At 70.1% G+C, this 18,325-nt stretch carries 16 protein-coding genes; 4 read left to right on the top strand and 12 right to left on the bottom strand.

What is annotated here, in order from left to right; genetic code table 11:
* The first annotated feature begins 153 nt into the window (after nucleotides 1-153).
* A complete protein-coding gene (locus tag IEZ09_RS35005) occupies nucleotides 154-318 on the top strand; it encodes a hypothetical protein (RefSeq protein ID WP_157985172.1) in 165 nt (54 codons plus the stop codon).
* On the opposite strand, the gene IEZ09_RS35000 is transcribed toward IEZ09_RS35005, so the two are convergent.
* On the bottom strand, nucleotides 315-905 hold the full coding sequence (locus tag IEZ09_RS35000; RefSeq protein WP_229813242.1) for an LURP-one-related family protein: 591 nt from the start codon (nucleotides 903-905) through the stop codon (nucleotides 315-317). The genes IEZ09_RS35005 and IEZ09_RS35000 overlap by 4 nt on opposite strands.
* Complete coding sequence (locus tag IEZ09_RS34995; RefSeq protein WP_189258103.1) at nucleotides 902-1,261, bottom strand: nucleotide pyrophosphohydrolase; 360 nt, start codon at nucleotides 1,259-1,261, stop codon at nucleotides 902-904. Before IEZ09_RS34995 ends, IEZ09_RS35000 begins: the two co-directional genes overlap by 4 nt.
* A gap of 88 nt (nucleotides 1,262-1,349) precedes the next feature.
* Here IEZ09_RS34995 and IEZ09_RS34990 point away from each other — a divergent pair, with 88 nt between their 5' ends.
* On the top strand, nucleotides 1,350-2,150 hold the full coding sequence (locus IEZ09_RS34990) for an NAD(P)H-binding protein (protein ID WP_189258102.1): 801 nt from the start codon (nucleotides 1,350-1,352) through the stop codon (nucleotides 2,148-2,150).
* Here IEZ09_RS34990 and IEZ09_RS34985 read toward each other — a convergent pair.
* From IEZ09_RS34985 to IEZ09_RS34975, 3 genes are all read right to left on the bottom strand, one after another.
* The gene (locus tag IEZ09_RS34985; protein WP_189258101.1) at nucleotides 2,123-3,043 is read right to left on the bottom strand and encodes a hypothetical protein; all 921 of its coding nucleotides are present in this window, start codon (nucleotides 3,041-3,043) and stop codon (nucleotides 2,123-2,125) included. The two genes, IEZ09_RS34990 and IEZ09_RS34985, sit on opposite strands and share 28 nt — an antisense overlap.
* 63 nt (nucleotides 3,044-3,106) lie before the next feature.
* Nucleotides 3,107-4,231: a hypothetical protein gene (locus tag IEZ09_RS34980; protein ID WP_189258100.1), complete on the bottom strand. Its 1,125-nt coding sequence runs from the start codon at nucleotides 4,229-4,231 to the stop codon at nucleotides 3,107-3,109.
* Between the two features lie 19 nt (nucleotides 4,232-4,250).
* The gene (locus IEZ09_RS34975; protein WP_189258099.1) at nucleotides 4,251-5,150 is read right to left on the bottom strand and encodes an XRE family transcriptional regulator; all 900 of its coding nucleotides are present in this window, start codon (nucleotides 5,148-5,150) and stop codon (nucleotides 4,251-4,253) included.
* Between the two features lie 125 nt (nucleotides 5,151-5,275).
* Between IEZ09_RS34975 and IEZ09_RS34970 the strand changes: the two genes are divergently transcribed.
* Nucleotides 5,276-5,641, top strand: a complete 366-nt coding sequence (locus IEZ09_RS34970) for a hypothetical protein (protein WP_189258098.1) — start codon at nucleotides 5,276-5,278, stop codon at nucleotides 5,639-5,641.
* Nucleotides 5,642-9,793: a type VII secretion protein EccCb gene (gene eccCb / locus IEZ09_RS34965; RefSeq protein WP_229813241.1), complete on the top strand. Its 4,152-nt coding sequence runs from the start codon at nucleotides 5,642-5,644 to the stop codon at nucleotides 9,791-9,793.
* 3 nt (nucleotides 9,794-9,796) lie between these two features.
* Here eccCb and IEZ09_RS34960 read toward each other — a convergent pair whose 3' ends face one another.
* From IEZ09_RS34960 to IEZ09_RS34930, 7 genes are all read right to left on the bottom strand, one after another.
* Nucleotides 9,797-10,429: a hypothetical protein gene (locus IEZ09_RS34960; RefSeq protein WP_189258097.1), complete on the bottom strand. Its 633-nt coding sequence runs from the start codon at nucleotides 10,427-10,429 to the stop codon at nucleotides 9,797-9,799.
* Between the two features lie 306 nt (nucleotides 10,430-10,735).
* Complete coding sequence (locus tag IEZ09_RS34955) at nucleotides 10,736-13,366, bottom strand: AAA family ATPase (protein ID WP_189258096.1); 2,631 nt, start codon at nucleotides 13,364-13,366, stop codon at nucleotides 10,736-10,738.
* On the bottom strand, nucleotides 13,363-14,202 hold the full coding sequence (locus tag IEZ09_RS34950) for a metallophosphoesterase family protein (protein ID WP_189258095.1): 840 nt from the start codon (nucleotides 14,200-14,202) through the stop codon (nucleotides 13,363-13,365). Before IEZ09_RS34950 ends, IEZ09_RS34955 begins: the two co-directional genes overlap by 4 nt.
* Complete coding sequence (locus IEZ09_RS34945; protein WP_189258094.1) at nucleotides 14,199-14,597, bottom strand: hypothetical protein; 399 nt, start codon at nucleotides 14,595-14,597, stop codon at nucleotides 14,199-14,201. The genes IEZ09_RS34950 and IEZ09_RS34945 overlap by 4 nt, the downstream gene beginning before the upstream one ends.
* Complete coding sequence (locus IEZ09_RS34940; RefSeq protein ID WP_189258093.1) at nucleotides 14,594-16,960, bottom strand: AAA family ATPase; 2,367 nt, start codon at nucleotides 16,958-16,960, stop codon at nucleotides 14,594-14,596. Before IEZ09_RS34940 ends, IEZ09_RS34945 begins: the two co-directional genes overlap by 4 nt.
* Nucleotides 16,961-17,115: 155 nt before the next feature.
* Entirely contained in the window at nucleotides 17,116-17,472 is a 357-nt protein-coding gene (locus IEZ09_RS34935; protein WP_189258092.1) for a peptidase inhibitor family I36 protein, read from the bottom strand.
* Nucleotides 17,473-17,514: 42 nt separating this feature from the next.
* Entirely contained in the window at nucleotides 17,515-18,324 is an 810-nt protein-coding gene (locus tag IEZ09_RS34930; protein ID WP_189258091.1) for a DUF72 domain-containing protein, read from the bottom strand.
* Nucleotide 18,325: the final 1 nt, after the last annotated feature.

Here is an 18,325-nt window from a genome sequence, read left to right as displayed (position 1 = left end):
CGCCGCCGAACTTAATGTGGCCCTGCGGGTCGAGTTGCCAAAAGCGACTCCCCGCAGGGTTTTTTCGTGCTTGAGCCGCCGACCGGGTGATGGGACCCGAGCGAGCGGGTGACGTGAGTCGGGCTCGGCTTGCTCGTCCCTACCGTGATCGTCATGAACGATCAGTGGGCAGGGGAGGCACCGTTGCGGTGGCGAGCGCGCAGGAGGCGGGGCAGGCACGCCCGCGAGCCCGCGCCGTCCTCGCAGTCAATCCTGCCCGCGGTGCTCGGCGTCGTGCTGCTGGTGTGCCTGATCCTCCTCCTGCTGACGTACCTCTAGCGGGACTGCAGTGCGTCGAGCGCGACGGCCTGAGCGATCACGAGCCTGCGGTCGACGCCAGGATCCTGGATCCGGACCAGGTAGTGGTCGCGGATCCAGGTCTTCTTGTCGACGCTGAACACGGGAGCGCCGTTCTCCGTGGTGAAGTCGAAGTGATACCGCGCGGGGAACGGCGCTTCGCCGACGAAGGGGATCCACTGCCACAGCCGGCGGACGATCGCGAAGACCTTGTTGCGTTCCGATCCCGTCGTCGTGCCCCAGTTCGGCTGCTCCAGGTGCCACGTCGAGTTCATCAACGACCGCGCGAAGTCCTTGCGGAACAACCCGATCGGCTGGCCGTTCGCGTCGGTCACGTCGTAGCCGCTGCCGAGGTCGAGCGCCTTGCGAGCGTTGAACTCGAACAGCACTTGGCTCTTCGACGAGTCGGTGTAGACCGTGATCCGTTCCTTGATCTTGAACTTCTTCTGCTCGGCGAAGCCGACCAGCTCGCCGGGTCCGCCGTTGTCGTCGACGAAGATCTCGTAGCGGTTGGTCATGAACGTGACCTTCTGGTGCACGTGCAGGACCTGCACGTTCTGCAGACTCACAGCTCACCCTTCTCGACAGGCACCGGCCGCAGGTCCCCCGTGGGGAACCGCCGCTCATTGCGCTCGATCTTGGCGAACGCGGCCTCGAGGAGGTCGACACCGAGCTTGTCCGCCAGCCTGGTGAGGTAGTGCATCACGTCGGCGAGCTCGTCTCGCACGTTCCAAGCGAGGTCTGGGTCTTTCATTGCATTTTCTGCCTCTTCGGGCGTCAGCCACTGGAAGAGGTCGGTGAGCTCGCCGACCTCCGCGGACAGCGCCATCACCAGGTTCTTGGGCGTGTGGTAGCTGTCCCAGTCGCGGGCAGCGGCGAACGCCCGCAACGCATCCCTCAGGTCCACGAGATCACGCTTGCTCATGCCCCACTAAGTACCACGTGGACGAACGAGCAAAGATGCAGGTCGATCAAGCAAGGATCGTCCGCGTCAATGTTGATTGGCTGCAGTCATGTCAACATTGAGCGGAATCAAGTCGTCCACCGTCCTCGTGCTCGGCGCCACCGGTAAGACCGGTCGTCGTGTCACCGAACTCCTCGGCCCGGCGGCCCGGCCCGCGTCGAGGTCGTCGGCGACGACGTTCGACTGGGAGGACCCCGGCACCTGGGAACCCGCCGTCGCCGGCACCGCCGCGGTCTACGTCGTCCCGCCGGAGAACCCCGCGCTGCTCGCCGAGTTCGTGCCGCTCGCGGTGAAGTCCGGTGTCACCAGGTTCGTGCTGCTGTCCATGCGCGGTGCACCGGACGACGACCCGTTCGAAGCCGCGATCAAGGCCTCTGGTGCCGAGTGGACGATCCTGCGGCCGACGTGGTTCATGCAGAACTTCGACGAGGACCTGTTCGCCGAGCCCGTCCGGCACGGCGAGCTGGCGGTGCCCGCAGGTCAGGGCATCCACCCGTTCATTGATGTAGTGGATATCGCCAAGGTCGCCGTCGCCGCGCTGACACAGGAAGGGCACGCGGGGCAGACCTACGAGCTGAGCGGGCCGGAGTCGCTGTCGTTCGCCGAGATGCTGGCGCGGATCGTCGCGGTGACCGGCAACCCCGTCCTCTACACGGACGTCGCGCCGGAGGAGTTCGCGGCGTCGATGCGCGCGCTCGGCTACCCGGACGAGATCGCCGACCTCGTCACCATGCTGCTCGTGCGCATCCGCACGGGAGCCGAGGCGCACCTGTCCGACGGTGTGCAGAGGGTCCTCGGCCGTGAGCCGCGCACGTTCGCGGACTACTTGGGAAGCAGCAGCTTCGCCTGAAGACCGCGCGTGCCCTCGTTGGTGATCACCGCTTCGCAGAGCGCGCGCCCGGTGCGGGCGCGCCACTCCTGCGCCATGTCGCAGTAGCGCAGGCCCATCGGGTAGCTGAGCTGGCCGATGAGTTCTCCTTCGAGGAGCACTTCGAGCGTGTGTTCGCCGACGTGCATGCCGTGGCTGATGCGGCAGTCGCGGAGTTCCGCGATGACGTGCACCGGCGTCCGCCCGTTGACCACGCGGTGCAGCACGTACTGATGGGCTTCCTCGCCGATGACGGTGACCTGCTGTTCGGCGGGCATCGTCGGTGCCGTGCCGAGGGCCTCGTGGTCGAGCAGCAGCAGCCGGGGATCGCCGAGGTGCAGGTGCACTCCGTAGTGGCGCTGGCCGCCGCCCAGGATCCTGGCGGGGCACGAGCCGACCTCGCCGCGTTCGGCCAGTTCGAGGAGCAGCGGCTGGTAGTCGGCCGCCTGGTCGCCGCGCAGGTAGCCGGCGGTGATCGCGGAGCCGTCACCGCGCAGCAGATCGACCCGGACGGCCTGGTCGTCGTGCCGGTTGACGGATTCCGGCACGAGCACCGCGGTCGCCGGAATGGCGTCGTCGAGGTACTGCGCGGACGTGTGCCGGGCGACCTCCGCGATGGCGTCCTGGTAGTGCGACTCGCCGACGATCGCGACCCGCCCCGCCGTGGACAGGCGCCGGATGCGGGTGCGGGTGCGCGCCGGGACGATCTGCTCGGTGGCCGCTCTGTTCTTGGTGCCCATGAACATCAACGCGAACAACGCCAGCCCGATGACGAAGCCCAGCGGGCCGAAAGCAACGGTCAGAACCAGCGCGAGAACGGCGACAGCGATCAGGACTGCGGCGGGCGAAGGCTCTGTGCGTTGCTGCATCGTCATGGGCCGTCCTCGCGACTCGGCATCACCGTCACTCTCAGTGTCGGGTATGCCGGGCGATGCGTTTCACAAATCGCTCGTTTGGCCTAGTACAACCGGCTTGGCACTCCAGCCTGTGACCGGAATGCGTCGAGGATCGGGATCGTCCGCCATCGGCGAGACGGGGTTCTCCTCGGTGAGCTGGTAAACGACGCCCTGCCGGAACCACACGTGCGTGGCGATCCATGCGATCAGTCCGAAGAAGAGGACACCGACGAGGTAGCCCCAGCCGTCGGTGAAGACCCGGTACACCGAGTAGAGCGCCATCGGGGTCGTGAGCGCGGAGATGATCAACGCCGCCCAGCGGTTGCCGTGGTTGACCTTCCGCGTGTTGCGCGTCGGCGGCTCCTGGTCGGCCAGCTCCCACAGCCTCTTGGCGTGGAACCACCTGTCGTTCTCCAACGGCGGCCGGGGATCCGGTACGGCCCGCAGCGCCGCCCGTTCCACGACGAGCTGCCGGAGCGCGGCCGCGTCGTCGACCGGCAGCAGCCACTCCTGCCCGCCGCCGATGATCCGCAGCACCTCACCGGGCGAGAGGACGAGCTCGCTGGTGTTGGCGAGCCGCCACAGCGCGGGCGTGTGCACCACACCGGCCTCGACGGTGCCGATCCGGTCGAACCGCAGCGCGACCCGGCCGATCGGGCTCATCGGGTGCACCGGCGGAGGCAGCTCGTCGAGCAGCAACCGCCGGGACTGCACCCGCAGCCGACCGCCACCGCGCAAGCTGACGGCGATCTCGACCGCAGAAGGCCGCACGCTTCCCGTGACCGGCCACGACACGATCCGTCCCGCGAGCCAGGCAAGTACCCACGCGACGATCGGTGCGGTGGCCGCGGTCGCCGCGTGCTCCCAGCCGTCGATCAGGCCGAAGATGGCCCCGCCCGCCGCGGCGGGCACCGACGGCACCAACGCGATCTTCGGCCACGCCGTCGTCATCCACCAGAACACGACGAGCAGCACCACGGCCAACGCCATCGGCCATCCGACGGCGTTGTGGGTGAAGGACTCCCGGAACTCCCCGGCGACGTCGAACGGCCCGTCCCGCAGCTCACGCCGGTGGAGATACGCCGACAGCACGTGGTAACCCGTCGGCACCCCGACGACGCTCACCGCGAGCAGAGGCAGCGCCAGGAGATAGCGCAAGAACATCATTTCCGGCCCCCCGAGTTGATCAGTGGACCAGGGTAAGGCGTGCCCGTCCTCTCGGTCCCGGTTCTCCGCCACCCGGCAGCGCGGTGAGGACGAGACCGAACACCAGGCCGTTGAGCTCTTCCAGGCCCAGGTTCAGTTCTTTGGCGACGTGCAGCGGTGTCGTGCCGTTCTCGCGCAACACCTTGAACACCTTGGTCAGCAGCTTCGACGTCTCCCGGCGGGCCATGCCGCCCCTGAGGTCGTCGTGCGTCTTCGTCCTGGCCGCGAACTGCTCCCTCGCGACGTGCCAGTGCAGGTGGCTCGTGCCGTGCAACCGCTCGTGCGGCATGAGGAACTCGGCGGCGAACTCCTCCGGCTCGTCGTGTCCGAGCAGGACGCCGAGCTGGACGGCGGCGTCGAACCGCGCCTGCTCCGGCGTCGCCGTCGGGTTGAGGAACACGTACGGGGTTCCGTTGTGCCAGCAGGAGAACGCTTGCTCCGCGGCGCAGTCGACCGGCAGCGAGAACACCCGGACGCCCCGAGACTCCAGCAGCTGCACCATGTTCGGCGCGGGTGCGGTGTCGAGCCGCCACGCCCTGCGCGTGTCGTCCGGCGACGTCGAGGGCGGCGGCAGGTTCGGCTGCGGCAGCACGAACAGGCGCTCCAGCCACGCGTTGAACTCGATGGCGAGCTGCGCCGCGGCCTTCGCCTGGCTGTCCACGGAGGTGCCCTGCGGCCGTGGCGGTTCCGGCGCGGTGAGGAAGGCGGCCGGGAACCCGAGCGCACCGGCCAGCGACTCGGTGGTGGCGGGTTTGGGCCTGCGCAGGCCGCGTTCGTACTCGCCGATGGCCCTGGCCGGCACCCCCGACTTGCGCGCCAGCTCGGCCGCGGTGAGGCCGCGCCGGGTGCGGGCGAGCGTGAGTCGCGACGGGGTGAGCATGATCGAGCCATTCTCACCTCTGGCTCGGCGGGGCGCCACGCGGGGGCGGTGAGTCCGATCGGCTGCACTTGGTCCGATCGGACCACAGCGGTGGACGGTCTTGGTATACGTGTGGGGTGACCGAGGTGAAGCTGCTGGTGGACGCCGGCGCCGTGGACGACGCCGAACTGCACCGCCTGACCGCGTCGTTGTTCAAGGACCTTCGCACCACCGGGCTGGTGAAGGTCGTCCGGACCGAGACCGACGCACCGGCCAACACCAAGTCGGGCACGGCGGCCCAGCTCGGCGAGCTGATCATCACCGGCACCTTCTCGACGGCGACGGTCGCCACGCTGGGCAGGGTGATCACCGCCTACATCGGACGCACCAAGGCCAGGTCGGTGGTCTGGCAGGACGGCGACCGCAAGGTCGAGCTCACCGGAGTGTCCAAGAAGGACCAGCTCGCGCTCGTCGAGCTGCTCGCGGACGAGCGGGACGAGCCGGTCGAGTAGATGAGCCAGCGTCTCGCCCTGCTGATCGCGACGTCCCGGTACCTCGACCCGAAGCTGGACCCGCTGCTCTCGGTCGCCGAGGAGGCCCAGCAGCTGGCCCAGTTGCTGCGCGATCCGCTCGTCGGCGACTTCGCGTCGGCGACCGTCCTGATCGACAGCACCAAGAACGTGATCGAGCACCGGCTCGAGGAACTGCTGCGCGACCGGGACGTCGACGACGAGGTGCTGCTGTACCTGTCGGGGCACGGCATCAAGAACGATCACGACCAGCTCTTCTTCGCCGCGCACGACACCGACCGCAAGGCGCCCTACTCGACCGGCGTGCCCGCCTTCATCGTGCAGCGGCTGCTCGAGGAGTGCGAGGCGCGGGCCAAGATGGTCCTGCTGGACTGCTGCTTCAGCGGCATGTTCACCAAGCGGCCCACCGAGATGTCCGCGTCGAAGGTCGACGTCGACCACCAGCTGGGCCGCGGCACGTACGTGATCACCGCGACCAACGAGCTGGAGTACGCCTACGAGGACGACCGGCAGAAGTACGGCGAGAAGCAGCGGTACTCGGCGTTCACCGACGCCGTCCTCAAAGGACTGAGCACCGGCGCGGCCGCGCAGCCGGGTGCCAGCGCGATCACCGCCGAGGACCTGTACCTCTACGTGCGGGCCGAGGTGGCCCGCGGCGGGCTCAACCAGACGCCGACCAGGAGCAACAAGTCCGAAGGCTCGTTCAAGATCGCGAACGTCCGGTCGAGGCGCCTGGTCACCGACGGGCTCGAGGCGTCGCCGATCGTCGCGGACCTCCTGCCAGCCCAGCCGGAGCCGGGACGGCTGCAGATCCCGATCGGCAGGGCCTACCACGACCGTTCGGCGTCCGACGACGTGCTGCGGCTGGACCTCGCGGGCCAGGACGGGCACCTCGCGATCGTCGGGCGCATCTACTCCGGCAAGTCGACGCTCGTGCACACGCTCATGGCCGGGCTGGCGGCCGGGCGGACGCCGGACGAGGTGAGCTTCCACTGTCTCGACTCGGCCGGCCGGTTCGGGGCTTTGCGCGCGACTCCGCACCTGAAGACCGTGCTCGCGCCGTCGCAGGCCGACGGTGTGAAGGCGTTGTTCCTCACGCTGGACAAGCTCCTGGCGGATCGTGACCGGCTGTTCCGCTCGATCGGCCTCAACCTCAACTCCTACCGCCGGATGCGCGGGCTGAACGTGCTGCCGGCCGGCGACCACGGTGACGTCTTCCTCGTCATCGACGGCTGGGAGCAGTTCCACGAGCAGGTGCCGGAACTCGACCGTCTCGTGCACGGTGTCGCGAGCCGCGGCCTCGGTTTCGGCGTGCACGTGATCGTCACCGCGCGGCACTGGCAGGACATTCCGCAGCAACTCGCGCGGCTGCTGCCCGGCAGGGTGGAGCTGGTGCTCGACGATCCGGCCGAGTCCCGGATCAGCGCCGAGCTCGCCGCGACGCTGCCGGAACGTCCCGGCTGGGGCCTGTACGGCGGCCGCCGGTTCCTCTGCGCGGTGCCGAAGGCCGACGACGAGGACGACGCCGACATCGACGCGCTGATCGCGCGGCTGAAGGATCCGTCGTTCGCGCAGGGGCTGATCGCACCGGGATCGGCGGAGCCGCCGCCACCGAAGGACTTCCTCCAGGTGCTCGGGCTCCCCGCCGATCCGGCGCGGCTCGACCTGAGCGAGGCGTGGCGGACGCGGCCGATCCCCGAGCGGTATCGCGTTCCGTTCGGCCTCGGCGCCTTCGGCGAGCAGGTCGAGCTGGACCTGAAGGAAGCCGCGTTCGAGGGCATGGGACCGCACGGGCTCGTGGTCGGTGCCACCGGCTCCGGCAAGTCCGAGCTGATGCGGACGCTGGTGCTGGGGCTGATGGCCACGCACTCGCCCGCGGAGCTCAACCTGATCCTGATCGACTTCAAGGGCGGGGCGACGTTCCGCGGTTTCGAGCCCGCGCCGCACGTGTCGGCGACGGTGACGAACCTCAGCGACGATCTCGCGATGGTCGACCGGCTGCGGGAAGCGCTCGTCGGTGAGGTGTCCCGCCGCCAGGAGGTGCTGGGCGCCGGACACCACAAGAACCGGTGGGAGTACGAGAACAGCGGTGAGCGGACGCCGTTGCCGTTGTTGTTCGTGTGTGTCGACGAGTTCGCGGAGCTGTTGTCCGCGAAGCCGGATTTCATCGACGTGTTCATGGCGATCGCCCGGCTGGGACGCAGCCTCGGCATCCACCTCCTGCTCGCGACGCAACGACTGGACGAGGGCAGGCTGCGCGGGCTCGACGGTTTCCTGTCCTACCGGATCGCGTTGAAGACCTTCTCCGCCGCGGAGTCCCGTGCGGCGCTGGGTGTGCCGGACGCCTACGAGCTGCCCGCCGTTCCCGGTACCGGTTACCTCTACGCGCAGGGCTCGCAGCTCGTCCGCTTCAACGCCTTCTACGTGTCGGGAGCACGGGCCGACTCGCAGGACTCGCTGTTCGAAGCCGTGGTGGCGCGGATGGCGGGCAGCGGTCCGAAGGCGCGCGAGGTGTGGACACCGCCGCTCGACGAGTCGCCCACGCTGGACCAGATGATCTTTCCCGGCCCACAGCGGCTGGTGGTGCCCGTCGGTGTCGTCGACAAGCCGTTCGAGCAACGCCGTGACCTGCTGTGGGCGGACTTCTCGGCAGGCTCGGGTCACGGCGCCGTCGTGGGTGGTCCCCAGTCGGGCAAGTCGACCCTGCTGCGGACGATCATCGCGGCGATCGCGCTGAGCCACACGCCCGCCGAGGTGCAGTTCTACTGCATCGACCTCGGTGGCGGCCGGCTCGCGAGCATGCGCGCGATGCCGCACGTCGGTGCTGTCGCCGGACGGCTGGACACGGACGTGGTGCGGCGGATGGTCGCGCAGGTCCAGACCGTGGTCGCCGACCGTGAGCGCCGGTGGCGTGACCTCGGCATCGACTCGGTGGCCGACTTCCGTGAACGCAGGCGCCGCGGCGAGATCGCCGACGACTTCGGCGACGTCTTCCTGGTCATCGACGGCTGGGGGAGCTTCCGCCAGGACTTCGAGCAGGTCGAGCCGCAGGTGCAGGCGCTGGCCGCGAACGGGCCGTCGTACGGCGTGCACGTGATCATCGCGACCAACCGGTGGGCGGAGATCCGGCCCGCGATGAAGGACCTGCTGAGCACGCGGTTCGAGCTGCGCCTCGGTGACCCGTCCGAGTCGGAGATCGACCGCAGGACGCAGGTGAACGTCCCGCTGAACCGGCCGGGCCGCGGCCTTTCGCAGGACAAGCTCCACTTCCTCACCGCACTGCCGCGCATCGACGGCGTGTCCGATCCCGCGACGACCTCGGAGGCGTTGCAGGGCCTCATCGCCCGCGTGTCGGAGGGCAGGGACGGACTGCGCGCACCGGCGGTCCGGCTGCTGCCCGACAAGGTGGGTGTCGACGAGCTCCGCGCTGCCCACGGCCACAAGGTCGCGGTCGGCGTGAACGAGTCCGATCTGGACACCGTGTACCTGGACTTCGACGCCGAACCGCACTTCATGGCGTTCGCCGACGCCGAGTCGGGCAAGACGAACCTGCTGCGGACGATCGTGCGGGGCATCATGCGGTGCTACACCGCGCAGGAGGCGTTGATCTTCCTGGCCGACTGCCGGCGCACGATGCTCGGCTTCATCGACACCGACCACCTGCTCGGATACGGCGTGTCCGCGCAGCAGATGACCGTCATGATCCAGGACGTGGCCGCGTCGCTGAGGAAGCGCCTGCCCGCCCCGGACGTGACAGCGGAGCAGCTCAGGAACCGCTCGTGGTGGAGCGGGCCGGACGTCTTCGTCGTGGTCGACGACTACGACCTCGTCGCACCGCAGGGCAGCGCGAACCCGCTGCAGCCGATCGTCGAGTTCCTGCCCCAGGCCAAGGACGTCGGCCTGCACGTCATCACGGCACGGCGGACAGGTGGCATGTCCCGCGCGATGTACGACCCGGTGCTGGGCAAGCTGAAGGAACTCGCGGCGCCGCTCTTCCTCGGCTCCGGCCCCAGGGAGGAGGGCAGCATCGTGGGCAATCTGAGGCCGTCACCGCAGCCGCCCGGCAGAGGCACGCTCGTCACCCGCAAGGACGGCCAGCAGCGAGTGCAGTTCGCCTGGACCGACCCCGAGTAGCTCTCAACGGCGCAGGGCGATCGGGAAGTCCACCTCCTCCGGACCGTCCACATTGGGCGTTCGGGTCTGCCGGAATTCCATCGGCGGCAACGGGATCCGGTGCGCCCACCGCTCGATGATCTGGTTCTGCGGGGTGGGCTCCGGCTGCGACACCTCGCGCAGCACCACGAGCCGGTCCTCGAGCTGCACCGGATACGTGACGAGGAACCACAGCTTCAGCCCCTCGCTGCGCGCGTTCTCGAACAGCGCGAACTGGTCGTGGTCGTTGTCCCGCATCATCGCGGCGATCGCGGGCCCCTTCGCGTAGTCGCTGCGCAACGGCGCGTCCGGCGACCCCGTCCCGCGATTGCCCTGCAACGTGCCGAGCAGGATCGGCCGCGACGGATGCCTGATGAGGCCCGCGTTCCAGTGGTCGAGCCGCTGCCACCCCTCGCCCGCCAGCAACTCCCGCAACGTGCCGACCCGGTGGATCCAGTCGAGCAGGCCAGGCGCGTTGGTGGGCCCGAACGGCGGCGAGGCGGCCCGCGCGTCGATGCCGGCGGTGATCGCCCGGTCCAGGACGGACAGGCGCAGACCCAGCTCGGCGAGCCTCTCGTCGGTGGTCGGGGTGAGCTTGCGGAAGGCGGCGTTGGTCATGGGGCCGACGGTAGCGACGGGGTCTGACAATTCTGGGAAGCTGCAGGTCGTGTACCGCCACGTCGACGCGGGACCCGCGCCGCCCGCGACCTCTCGGGTGATGCGCAGGACTCGCCGGACCGGCACGGCGCCCGAGCTGGCGCTGCGGCGGGCGCTGCACCGGCGGGGACTGCACAGGCGGGGGCTGCGCTACCTCGTGGACGTCGCCGCCCGGGACCAATCGGCGCCGACGTGCTGCTGCACCAGCGGAGCACGACGACCCGGACGACGCCGCCGACCGGATCGTCGCGCTCGCCGCGTCCAGGGTCAGGCCGCCACGGGCGTGAGCTGGTGCAGCACGTCCCGCTCACCCAGCCGTTCCTCCGCCCACTCCACCACGGCGGCCTCCTGCGCGAACAACACGATCTGCCGGTCCTCCGACAACCGCAGCAGCAGATCCAGCACCGCCCGCGTGCGAGCGTCGTCGGCCTGCACGGTGACGTCGTCCAGCAACAACGGACATGCCTCAGTGGCGAGGTGCTGCGCGAGCGCCACCCGCAGCAGCAGGTAAACCTGTTCCGCCGTGCCCAGCGACAACCGTGAAGCCTGGTGCCACGACTCGGAAGCCGCGCACACGCGCACGGTCAGCGACACCGGATCCACCGCGGCGTCCACGTACCGTCCGTCGGTCACCAGCGGCAGCCACGAACGGAGCGTTTCCTCCAGCGCCGGGGCGATCGTGCTGTGCACCTTCTCCCGCGCCGCGGTCAGGTATCGCGAGGCCAGGCCGATCGCCTCGACCTCGGCCGTCACCTCGGCCAGTTCGTCGGCGGCGGCCTGCACCGCCTCCTCGGACTCCGCGACGCTCGGCAGCACACGCGCGAGTTCGGCGACGGCCGCGGTCAGGGAGTCGCACGACGCGGCCAGGGACGGGTCCACCGGGCCGCAGGCGGCGTAGCGGAGGGCGTCGGCCTGCAGCGCGGCGTGGTGCGTCTGGGCTGCGGAGAGCTTGGCCTCCAGGTCGTCCAGCGTGCCGTCGGCCAGGAGCACCTGGAGTTCGGCCCACGCGTTGCGTTCTTCCTCGGCCTCGCGCAGCATCCGGTCCCAGCCGCGTTGCCACTCGGCGATCGCGCGCAGCAGGTCCTCCGGTCGTTCGCCCGAGCCACCGATCGCGGTCACGGCCTCGCGCAGCAGGGTCAGGGCGCGGTCGTGGGCGGCGGTGGCCTCGGCGACGGTGGCCTCGGCCAGGAGACGGTCCTGCAGAGCCTGCGCCAGCAAAGGGCGCTGGGCGGCCATCAACGCCTGGCGCGCGCGGACCTTGCAGTCGGTTTCGTAGTCGATCAGCAGGTCCGGCACGGACATCGCGTTGTCGACCTTGCCGCGGGCGGCGAGTTCCACGCGGACGGCCTTCTCGGTGCGCGCCACCTCGCACAGCAGGTCGGCGTGTTCGGCTTCCCAGGCCGCGCGGTTGGCCAGGCGCCACAACGTTTCACGGTCCGGCGGGATGCCCAGCGAGGCGCACGTGGCGGCGGCCTCGTCGTGGACGCGGACGGCTTCGAGGGCGACGGCGCGCTGGCCCTCGGCCTCCGCCAGTGTGCGGTCCGCGACGAACAGCAGGCTGCGCGCCTGGTTGGCCGCCGCCGCGCGGTCGGCGGCGAAGGCCACGGCGGCTTCCCGCTGGGGTGCGTTGCCGCGGGCCAGCGCGCCACCGACGCCGGCGACCAGTGCGGCCACCAGGACGCCCGCGGCCGCCATCTCCTGGTGCACCAGGAAGAGCAGCAGGCCCACCAACGACGTCAGGCAGCTCAACGCCAGCAAAGCGTTGCGCAGGAACGGGTTCGGCATCGCGATCTCCTGCACCCGTGCGGCTGCCACGTCGGCCTCCACCTGGGCGCGCGCGGCGTTCGCGGCGGCCTCGTCCTGGTACTGGCGGGCATTGTCCACGTCGATGGACGCGGTGGTCAGGCGGGAGCCGCTGGCCGGATCCAGGCGGGTGGCCAGGCCGCGCAGCACCGCCGGCTCGGCGGTCGTGGCTGGCGACGGGCGGCGCTCGTTGTGGGCGGCGGCGACCGCGGCAGCGGTCTCGTAGGCATTGGCGACGACGCGGAGGTCGTCGTCGATCGCGGTCTCGCCGACCGGGAAGTCCGGGATGGCTTCCAGCTCGCCTTCCAGCGTCGCCGCCGAAGGTCCGGTCAGCACGCGCGGGGTGGGGGCGGCGCGCCACGCGGCCAGCGCGCGGTTGACCACGTGGGTCAGTTCCTCCTGCGCCGCGAGGCCCGACGGCGGTTTGTCGCCGAAGCGCTCCTGCAGCTCGGCCAGGCGGGCCGCGCGGGTGGTGAGCGCCTCCAGCGTGAGAGTGTGCGACTGGACGGCCAGCCGGGCGCGGGCCGCGGCGGCGGAGCGGGCCTGGGTGCTCAGCTCCAGATAGCGCTGGTGCTCCCGGCGGGCCGCGGCCAGGTCGGTTTCGGCTTCGCGCAAGCGGTTGCGCGCGTTGTGCAACGCGTCGACCGGGGCGTTCAGCCGCAGCAACGCCTGCTCCACGGTGCCGTCGGTGCCCGCGGTGGCGGCGGCGCGGCGCAGGTGGTCCTGCAGGCCGTCGGCCGCGTCCAGCACCGACAACAGCTGCGCCTGGTCGACGCACGCGGTGGCGGCGAACGACGTGCGGTCCAGCCCGACGTGGCGGGCGATGTCCGGACAGGTGTCGTCGTCGAGGTCGCGGTCGACCGCGACGACCTCACCGGAGTCCAGCGACACGATGGCGGACACCCGCCACGACTCGCCCTGCCACGGGCGGTACCGCGACGACGGTTCACCGCACAGGGCCGCGCGGATGGCGGCGTGCCAGGACGACTTCGCGGACTCGTTCACGCCCGACACCACCGTCAGGCCCGCCGCCAGCGGCAGCGTTCTGTCGTGCAGCGGCCCGAAGGCGTGCGCGGTCACCGACTCGATCCTCATCGCTCCTCCAACGCCCGCAGGCCCTTGGCGAGCACGCGGCCGCGCAACGCCGTGTCCAGCGACGGATCCGCGAGCACGTCACGCACGAACTGGCCGCGCACGGTTCGTTCGGCGGCGACGGAGTCGAAGTCCAGCAACGGAAACGCCTCGGTGTGTTCCGCGAGCAGTCCGAGCGACTTCGACGCCGACACGTCGTGCACCTCGCGCGACACCGTTCCGTCGTCGTGCACGGTGCACAGCACTGCCCCGCGCTCACCGGTTTCGCCCGCCGTCAACGGATCCGGGTTGCCGGGGAACGTGTAGCGCGCGGCGTGTTCCGGCGTGTGCACGTGGCCGAGGAACGCGTGGTCCAGTCCCGTGATCTCGACGTCGTCCGGCGCGGATCCGTGGCACAGGGCCAGGTTCACGCCGGACCGGTTCACCGGGAAGCCGTCCAGGAAGTCCCGCGCGGGACCCGGTCCGACGTGCGCGGCGCCCCACAGCGTGACGCCGTCGGCGAGTTCCACGGGCGTCAGGTTCTCCGAGGAGAACACGTGCACGTTCGGCGTCCAGTCCACCTGCTGGTAGACCGACTGCGGTCCGTACCAGTCGTCGTTGCCCGGCGCCAGGAACACCGGCACCGAGCAGTCGAAGGCCGAACGCAGGAACGAGGCCGTGGAAGGGGAACAGCGATCGTGCTCGTACAGGTCGCCCGCGCAGAGCACCGCGTCGACGTGTGACTCCTCGGCTAGGTCGACGATGCGGCCCAGCGTGTCGCGCAACGCCCGGCGTCGCGCGGGACCCGCGGTGGCGAAGCGGGTGTCCAGGTGCAGGTCCGCGAACAGCAGCAGTTTCACGGGAGCCCTCGGGTGAGGTCGATGGTGCCGGACAGGGTCAGGGTCGGCTGCAGCGCTGTGACGACAGCCGCGGTGTCGGCGTGCCAGCCGCGCAGTTCCTCGACGGTCGGGGTCAGCTCGTAGCCGTGGTGCCGGATCGCACGGCTCAGCGCGTGCCACAGCTGCGAGGCGTCGTGCGCCACGTCAGCGTCCACACAGGACGGCAGGCTGATCAGCAGCGCGTGCACGGGCTGGTCGGTGTTCTCGGCACCGCAGGCGCGGGCGACCGACCGTTCCACCGCCGTGCGCAGGAGTTCCGCGCAGCACCGGATCCGCACGCCGTCGAGCTGTTCCGGGCGTGCCAGCAGGTTTCCCACGCAGGTCAGGCGGTCCTGGACGTCCGAGGGAACGTTCATCGCTGCAACCACCCCGCGAGCAGTTCGGTGTCACGGATCAGCACGTCCAGATCGCCACCGTCGCCGCCGACGCGGCACGCCTGCAGCAGGTCCACCGCCCACGAGCCGACGACGTCCTCCAGGTGCCGCAACAGCTTTCCGGGCTCCGCGAGGTCGTCGAGCACGGCCAGCGCGATCTTCTGCCTGGTCGTCAGTGCGCACTCCAGCACGCGTTCGACCTCGGCGTGCGGCATGCCGCGCCCGAGCCGTTCGCGGCGGAACCGGGCGTGCGAGGCCGCTTCGAGCGCGGCCCGGCAGCACGACGCCACCAGCTCGGCCCGCAACGCCTCCGGCAGGTCCTCGTCGCCGCGCATCGCCCGCGCGTCGTTCAGGCACCGGCCGACGGGATCGTCGGACATCCGCACCTGCACGACGGACTCCTCGCCGCGGCACACCTCCCAGACGGTCGCCGCGAGCCTGAGCCGCCGCAGCGCCTCCACGAGCCGTTCGTCGTGCGTGAAGACCACGACCTGACGGGTCAGCCCGACGTCGGCGAGCACCTGGGCGAGACCGTCCACCTTGGACGGATCCATCGCCTGCACCGGGTCGTCGATCACCACGAACCGGAACGGGCTCTCATCCACCATCGCGCGCGGCAGGAACAACGCGAGCCCCAGCGAGTGCAGCTCACCCTGGCTCATCACCGCGAGCGCCGAGTTCGAGACGCCGTCGACCGACACGTCCAGCTCGACGTTGCGGGTGCCGCCGAGCCGCACCGCGCCCAGGTCCACGTTGCTCTGCTGGCGCAACCGCTGCCAGATCCGCTGCGACTCCTTGGCGAACGGCGCGATGCGCTCGGCCCGCAACGTCGCCGCCGTCTTGCGGATCCAGTTCTCCGCCTCGGTCACGTCGGCGAGCACCTCGGCGTCCGCGAGTGCCTGCTGCGCCTGGGAATGCCACTCGAACAACGCGATCGCCATCGGCCGCCACACCAGGTCGCGCCGGTCGATCTGCTCGCGTGCCACGGCCTTCACCGCCTCGATCGTCGCCACGAGCTCGGCGTAGCGGTCGAAGAGCTCCCGCCGCAGCCGCACCGGGTCGTCGATCGAGACGCAGTCGTTCCACGCCTGCCACGCCTGCAGCGCGGCGGTCGTGTCGAGCATGTCCTGCGCTTCCAGCAGCACGTCCGGCGCCGGCTGGCACAACGCCCGCGCGGCCGCGACCGCCACGTCCAGCCGGTCGGCGGCGTCGTGCAGCTCCGCGGCGGCCTTGGCGAGGTGCTCCGCGCGTTCCTTGGCCTTGGCGAGCCACAGGCCGTCGAGCCTGCCGAGGTCGCACACCGGGCACGCCTGGTTGCCACCGGACTCCTGCAGCTGGATCGCGAGGCGCAGGATCTCGCTGCACCGCAACGAGTCCTGCGCGTTGTCCGTCGCGACCACGGTCACCGCGCCGAGCGCCAGGTCCAGGTTCTCGCGGCACCTCTCGATCTCGTCGTCGGGAGGCAGCGCCAGGTCCACGATCTGGTGCAGCAGGCTGGTCCCGCTGCCGACGTCCGCCCCCAGCGCCAGGTCCGCGATCGCGTCGAGGTCGGGGGAGTCGCTGCCGAGCAGCTCGGCGGCACGGCGGGCGCGTTCGTCCTGGGACGCCGCGAGCTCCGCGCGGACGCGTTCCCGCCGGTCGTAGGGGCGGGCGACGATCTCGGCGAGGCGTTTGCGGTGCTCGGCGAGAGACTGCTGCGCTTCGGTTATCGCCTCCAGCCCCAGCAGACGGTGCAGCGCCTCGTAGAGGTCCTCAGGCTGTGCGTCGAGGACGGTCCCCAGCTCGCTGTAGGGCAGGAACGGCCGGTAGGTCTCCAGCGCGTCGTGCCACCTGCGGCCGTCGAACGGCTCGTCGTCCTGCGTCCACTCGCCCTGAGCCAGGTCCTCGTCGGCCGCCCAGCGTCTTCGGATCGTGGTCTTGTCCGTCTGCCCGGCCTGGACGAGCTCCAGCTCGACGGCGGTGTCGTTCTGGTGCAGGTTGCGCCAGCCCTGCCGCCACACGTCGTGCCGCGCGCGGGTCCACCGGGCGTTGTAGCCGGTCAGCGCCAGCTCCGCGGCCTCGGCGAAGCTCGACTTGCCGGAGCCGTTGCGTCCGGTGACGACCGTCAGGCCAGGTCCCGGCGCCAGCGGCAGGCGTGCCTGCGGGCCGATGCCCCGGAATCCGCGGACCCGGATCTCCGACACGAAGATCCCCTGTCCTGGGCTGTCCGTCTGCTCCCTGGGCGCCTCCTCCACAGCGGGCACCCCGGTGAGCGCGCGGTCCAGTGCCGCTTCCCCGCGGCACGCCGCGATCACCAGTTCTGCCGCACGTGGGGTGAGATCGTCTTTGGCCAGTCGACCGGCCATCAGTTCGAGTAACCCGGCTTCACCCGCCACGGTCACATTTCCTCCAGCTGCCACCACTCGATAGGGCGGCAACCTAGGCACCAAATGAGACCTACTGGTGAGTACTCACACGATCGGGTGGTGTTACATAGGGTGACTAAAGTAGTCCGCCCTCGTTATGGACCCCACACCTCCAGTGCCCGGATGACGAAGTACGCGTCGGGCACGTAGGTGCCGTGTTTGGGGTAGGTGGTGAACTCGGCCTCGGTCGAGCAGTTCTCCCGTTGGTAGACGCTCGCGTCCCTGCTCAGGCGGTTGACGAAGGACTTGCCGACGAGGTTCAGCGGGATGCACTCGCCGGGGTTCGCGGTCTCCAGGTCGAGGCGCTGGACCGCCCCCGTGTAGTCGGGCCCTGCCCACACGCAGAACTCGCCCTTGTCGCAGCTCTTGTCACTCTGCGCTACGGCGATCCCACTGGAGGCAACCGCTCCCGCAGTGATCACCAACGCGGCGATGAGACTCTTCGTCGACATGGGACGCACCTCCGTCTGACAACGAGTGTGCGTCCGTTTGGATCAATCGGCCAGACGATCTTGGAGCGCTTTGGCGTCGCGCGGGGCGTAGGCCTTGGCGTCGTTGTCGAAGTAGACGAACACGTCGTGGTGCTTGCGCCACTTTCGGATCTTGGTTGCCCACATGTCGAGGCCTTCGTCGGTGTAACCGCTGACGTACAGCTCGTCGTGGCCGTGCAGCCGCACGTAGACGAAGTCGCTCGTGACCTCCTCGATCAGCGGGTACTTGCCGGCGGCGTCGGCGATCACCAGCGCGATGTCGTGGCGTTTGAGCAGGTCGCAGAACTCCGGCGTGGTGAAGCTGTCGTGGCGGATTTCGAGGGCGTGCCGCATCGGGCGTTCGGCGTCGGTCGTGGTGTGGGCCGGGTCGACGCGGTGGTCGTGGCGCTTCGCGATCTCGGCGGCCTCGGTGGTGGTGCGGGGGAGGCCCTCGAAGAAGCGGGTGAGCAGGTCGGCGTCGAACTGCAGCGTGGGAGGGAGCTGCCAGAGGATCGGGCCGAGTTTCGGGCCCAGGGCGAGGACGCCGGACGCGAGGTAGTTCGCGAGGAGGTCCTTGCCGTCCTTGAGGCGCTTCATGTGCGTGATGAAGCGGCTGCCCTTGACGGCGAACACGAAGTCGTCCGGGGTCTCCGCGGCCCACTTCTGGTAGCTCGACGGGCGTTGCAGGGAGTAGAACGAGCCGTTGATCTCCACGGAGTTGAGCTGCTCGCTCAGGTAGGCCAGCTCGCGCTTCTGCGTGACGCCCTTGGGGTAGAACGTGCCGCGCCAGGGCGGGTACACCCACCCCGAAGTGCCGATCCTGACCTCGCCCATG

The sequence above is a fragment of the Lentzea flava genome, from assembly GCF_014648475.1.
Classification (GTDB): domain Bacteria; phylum Actinomycetota; class Actinomycetes; order Mycobacteriales; family Pseudonocardiaceae; genus Lentzea; species Lentzea flava.
The sequence above is the reverse complement of the archived record's forward strand: the minus strand, read 5'-3'. Positions and strand labels throughout refer to the sequence as shown.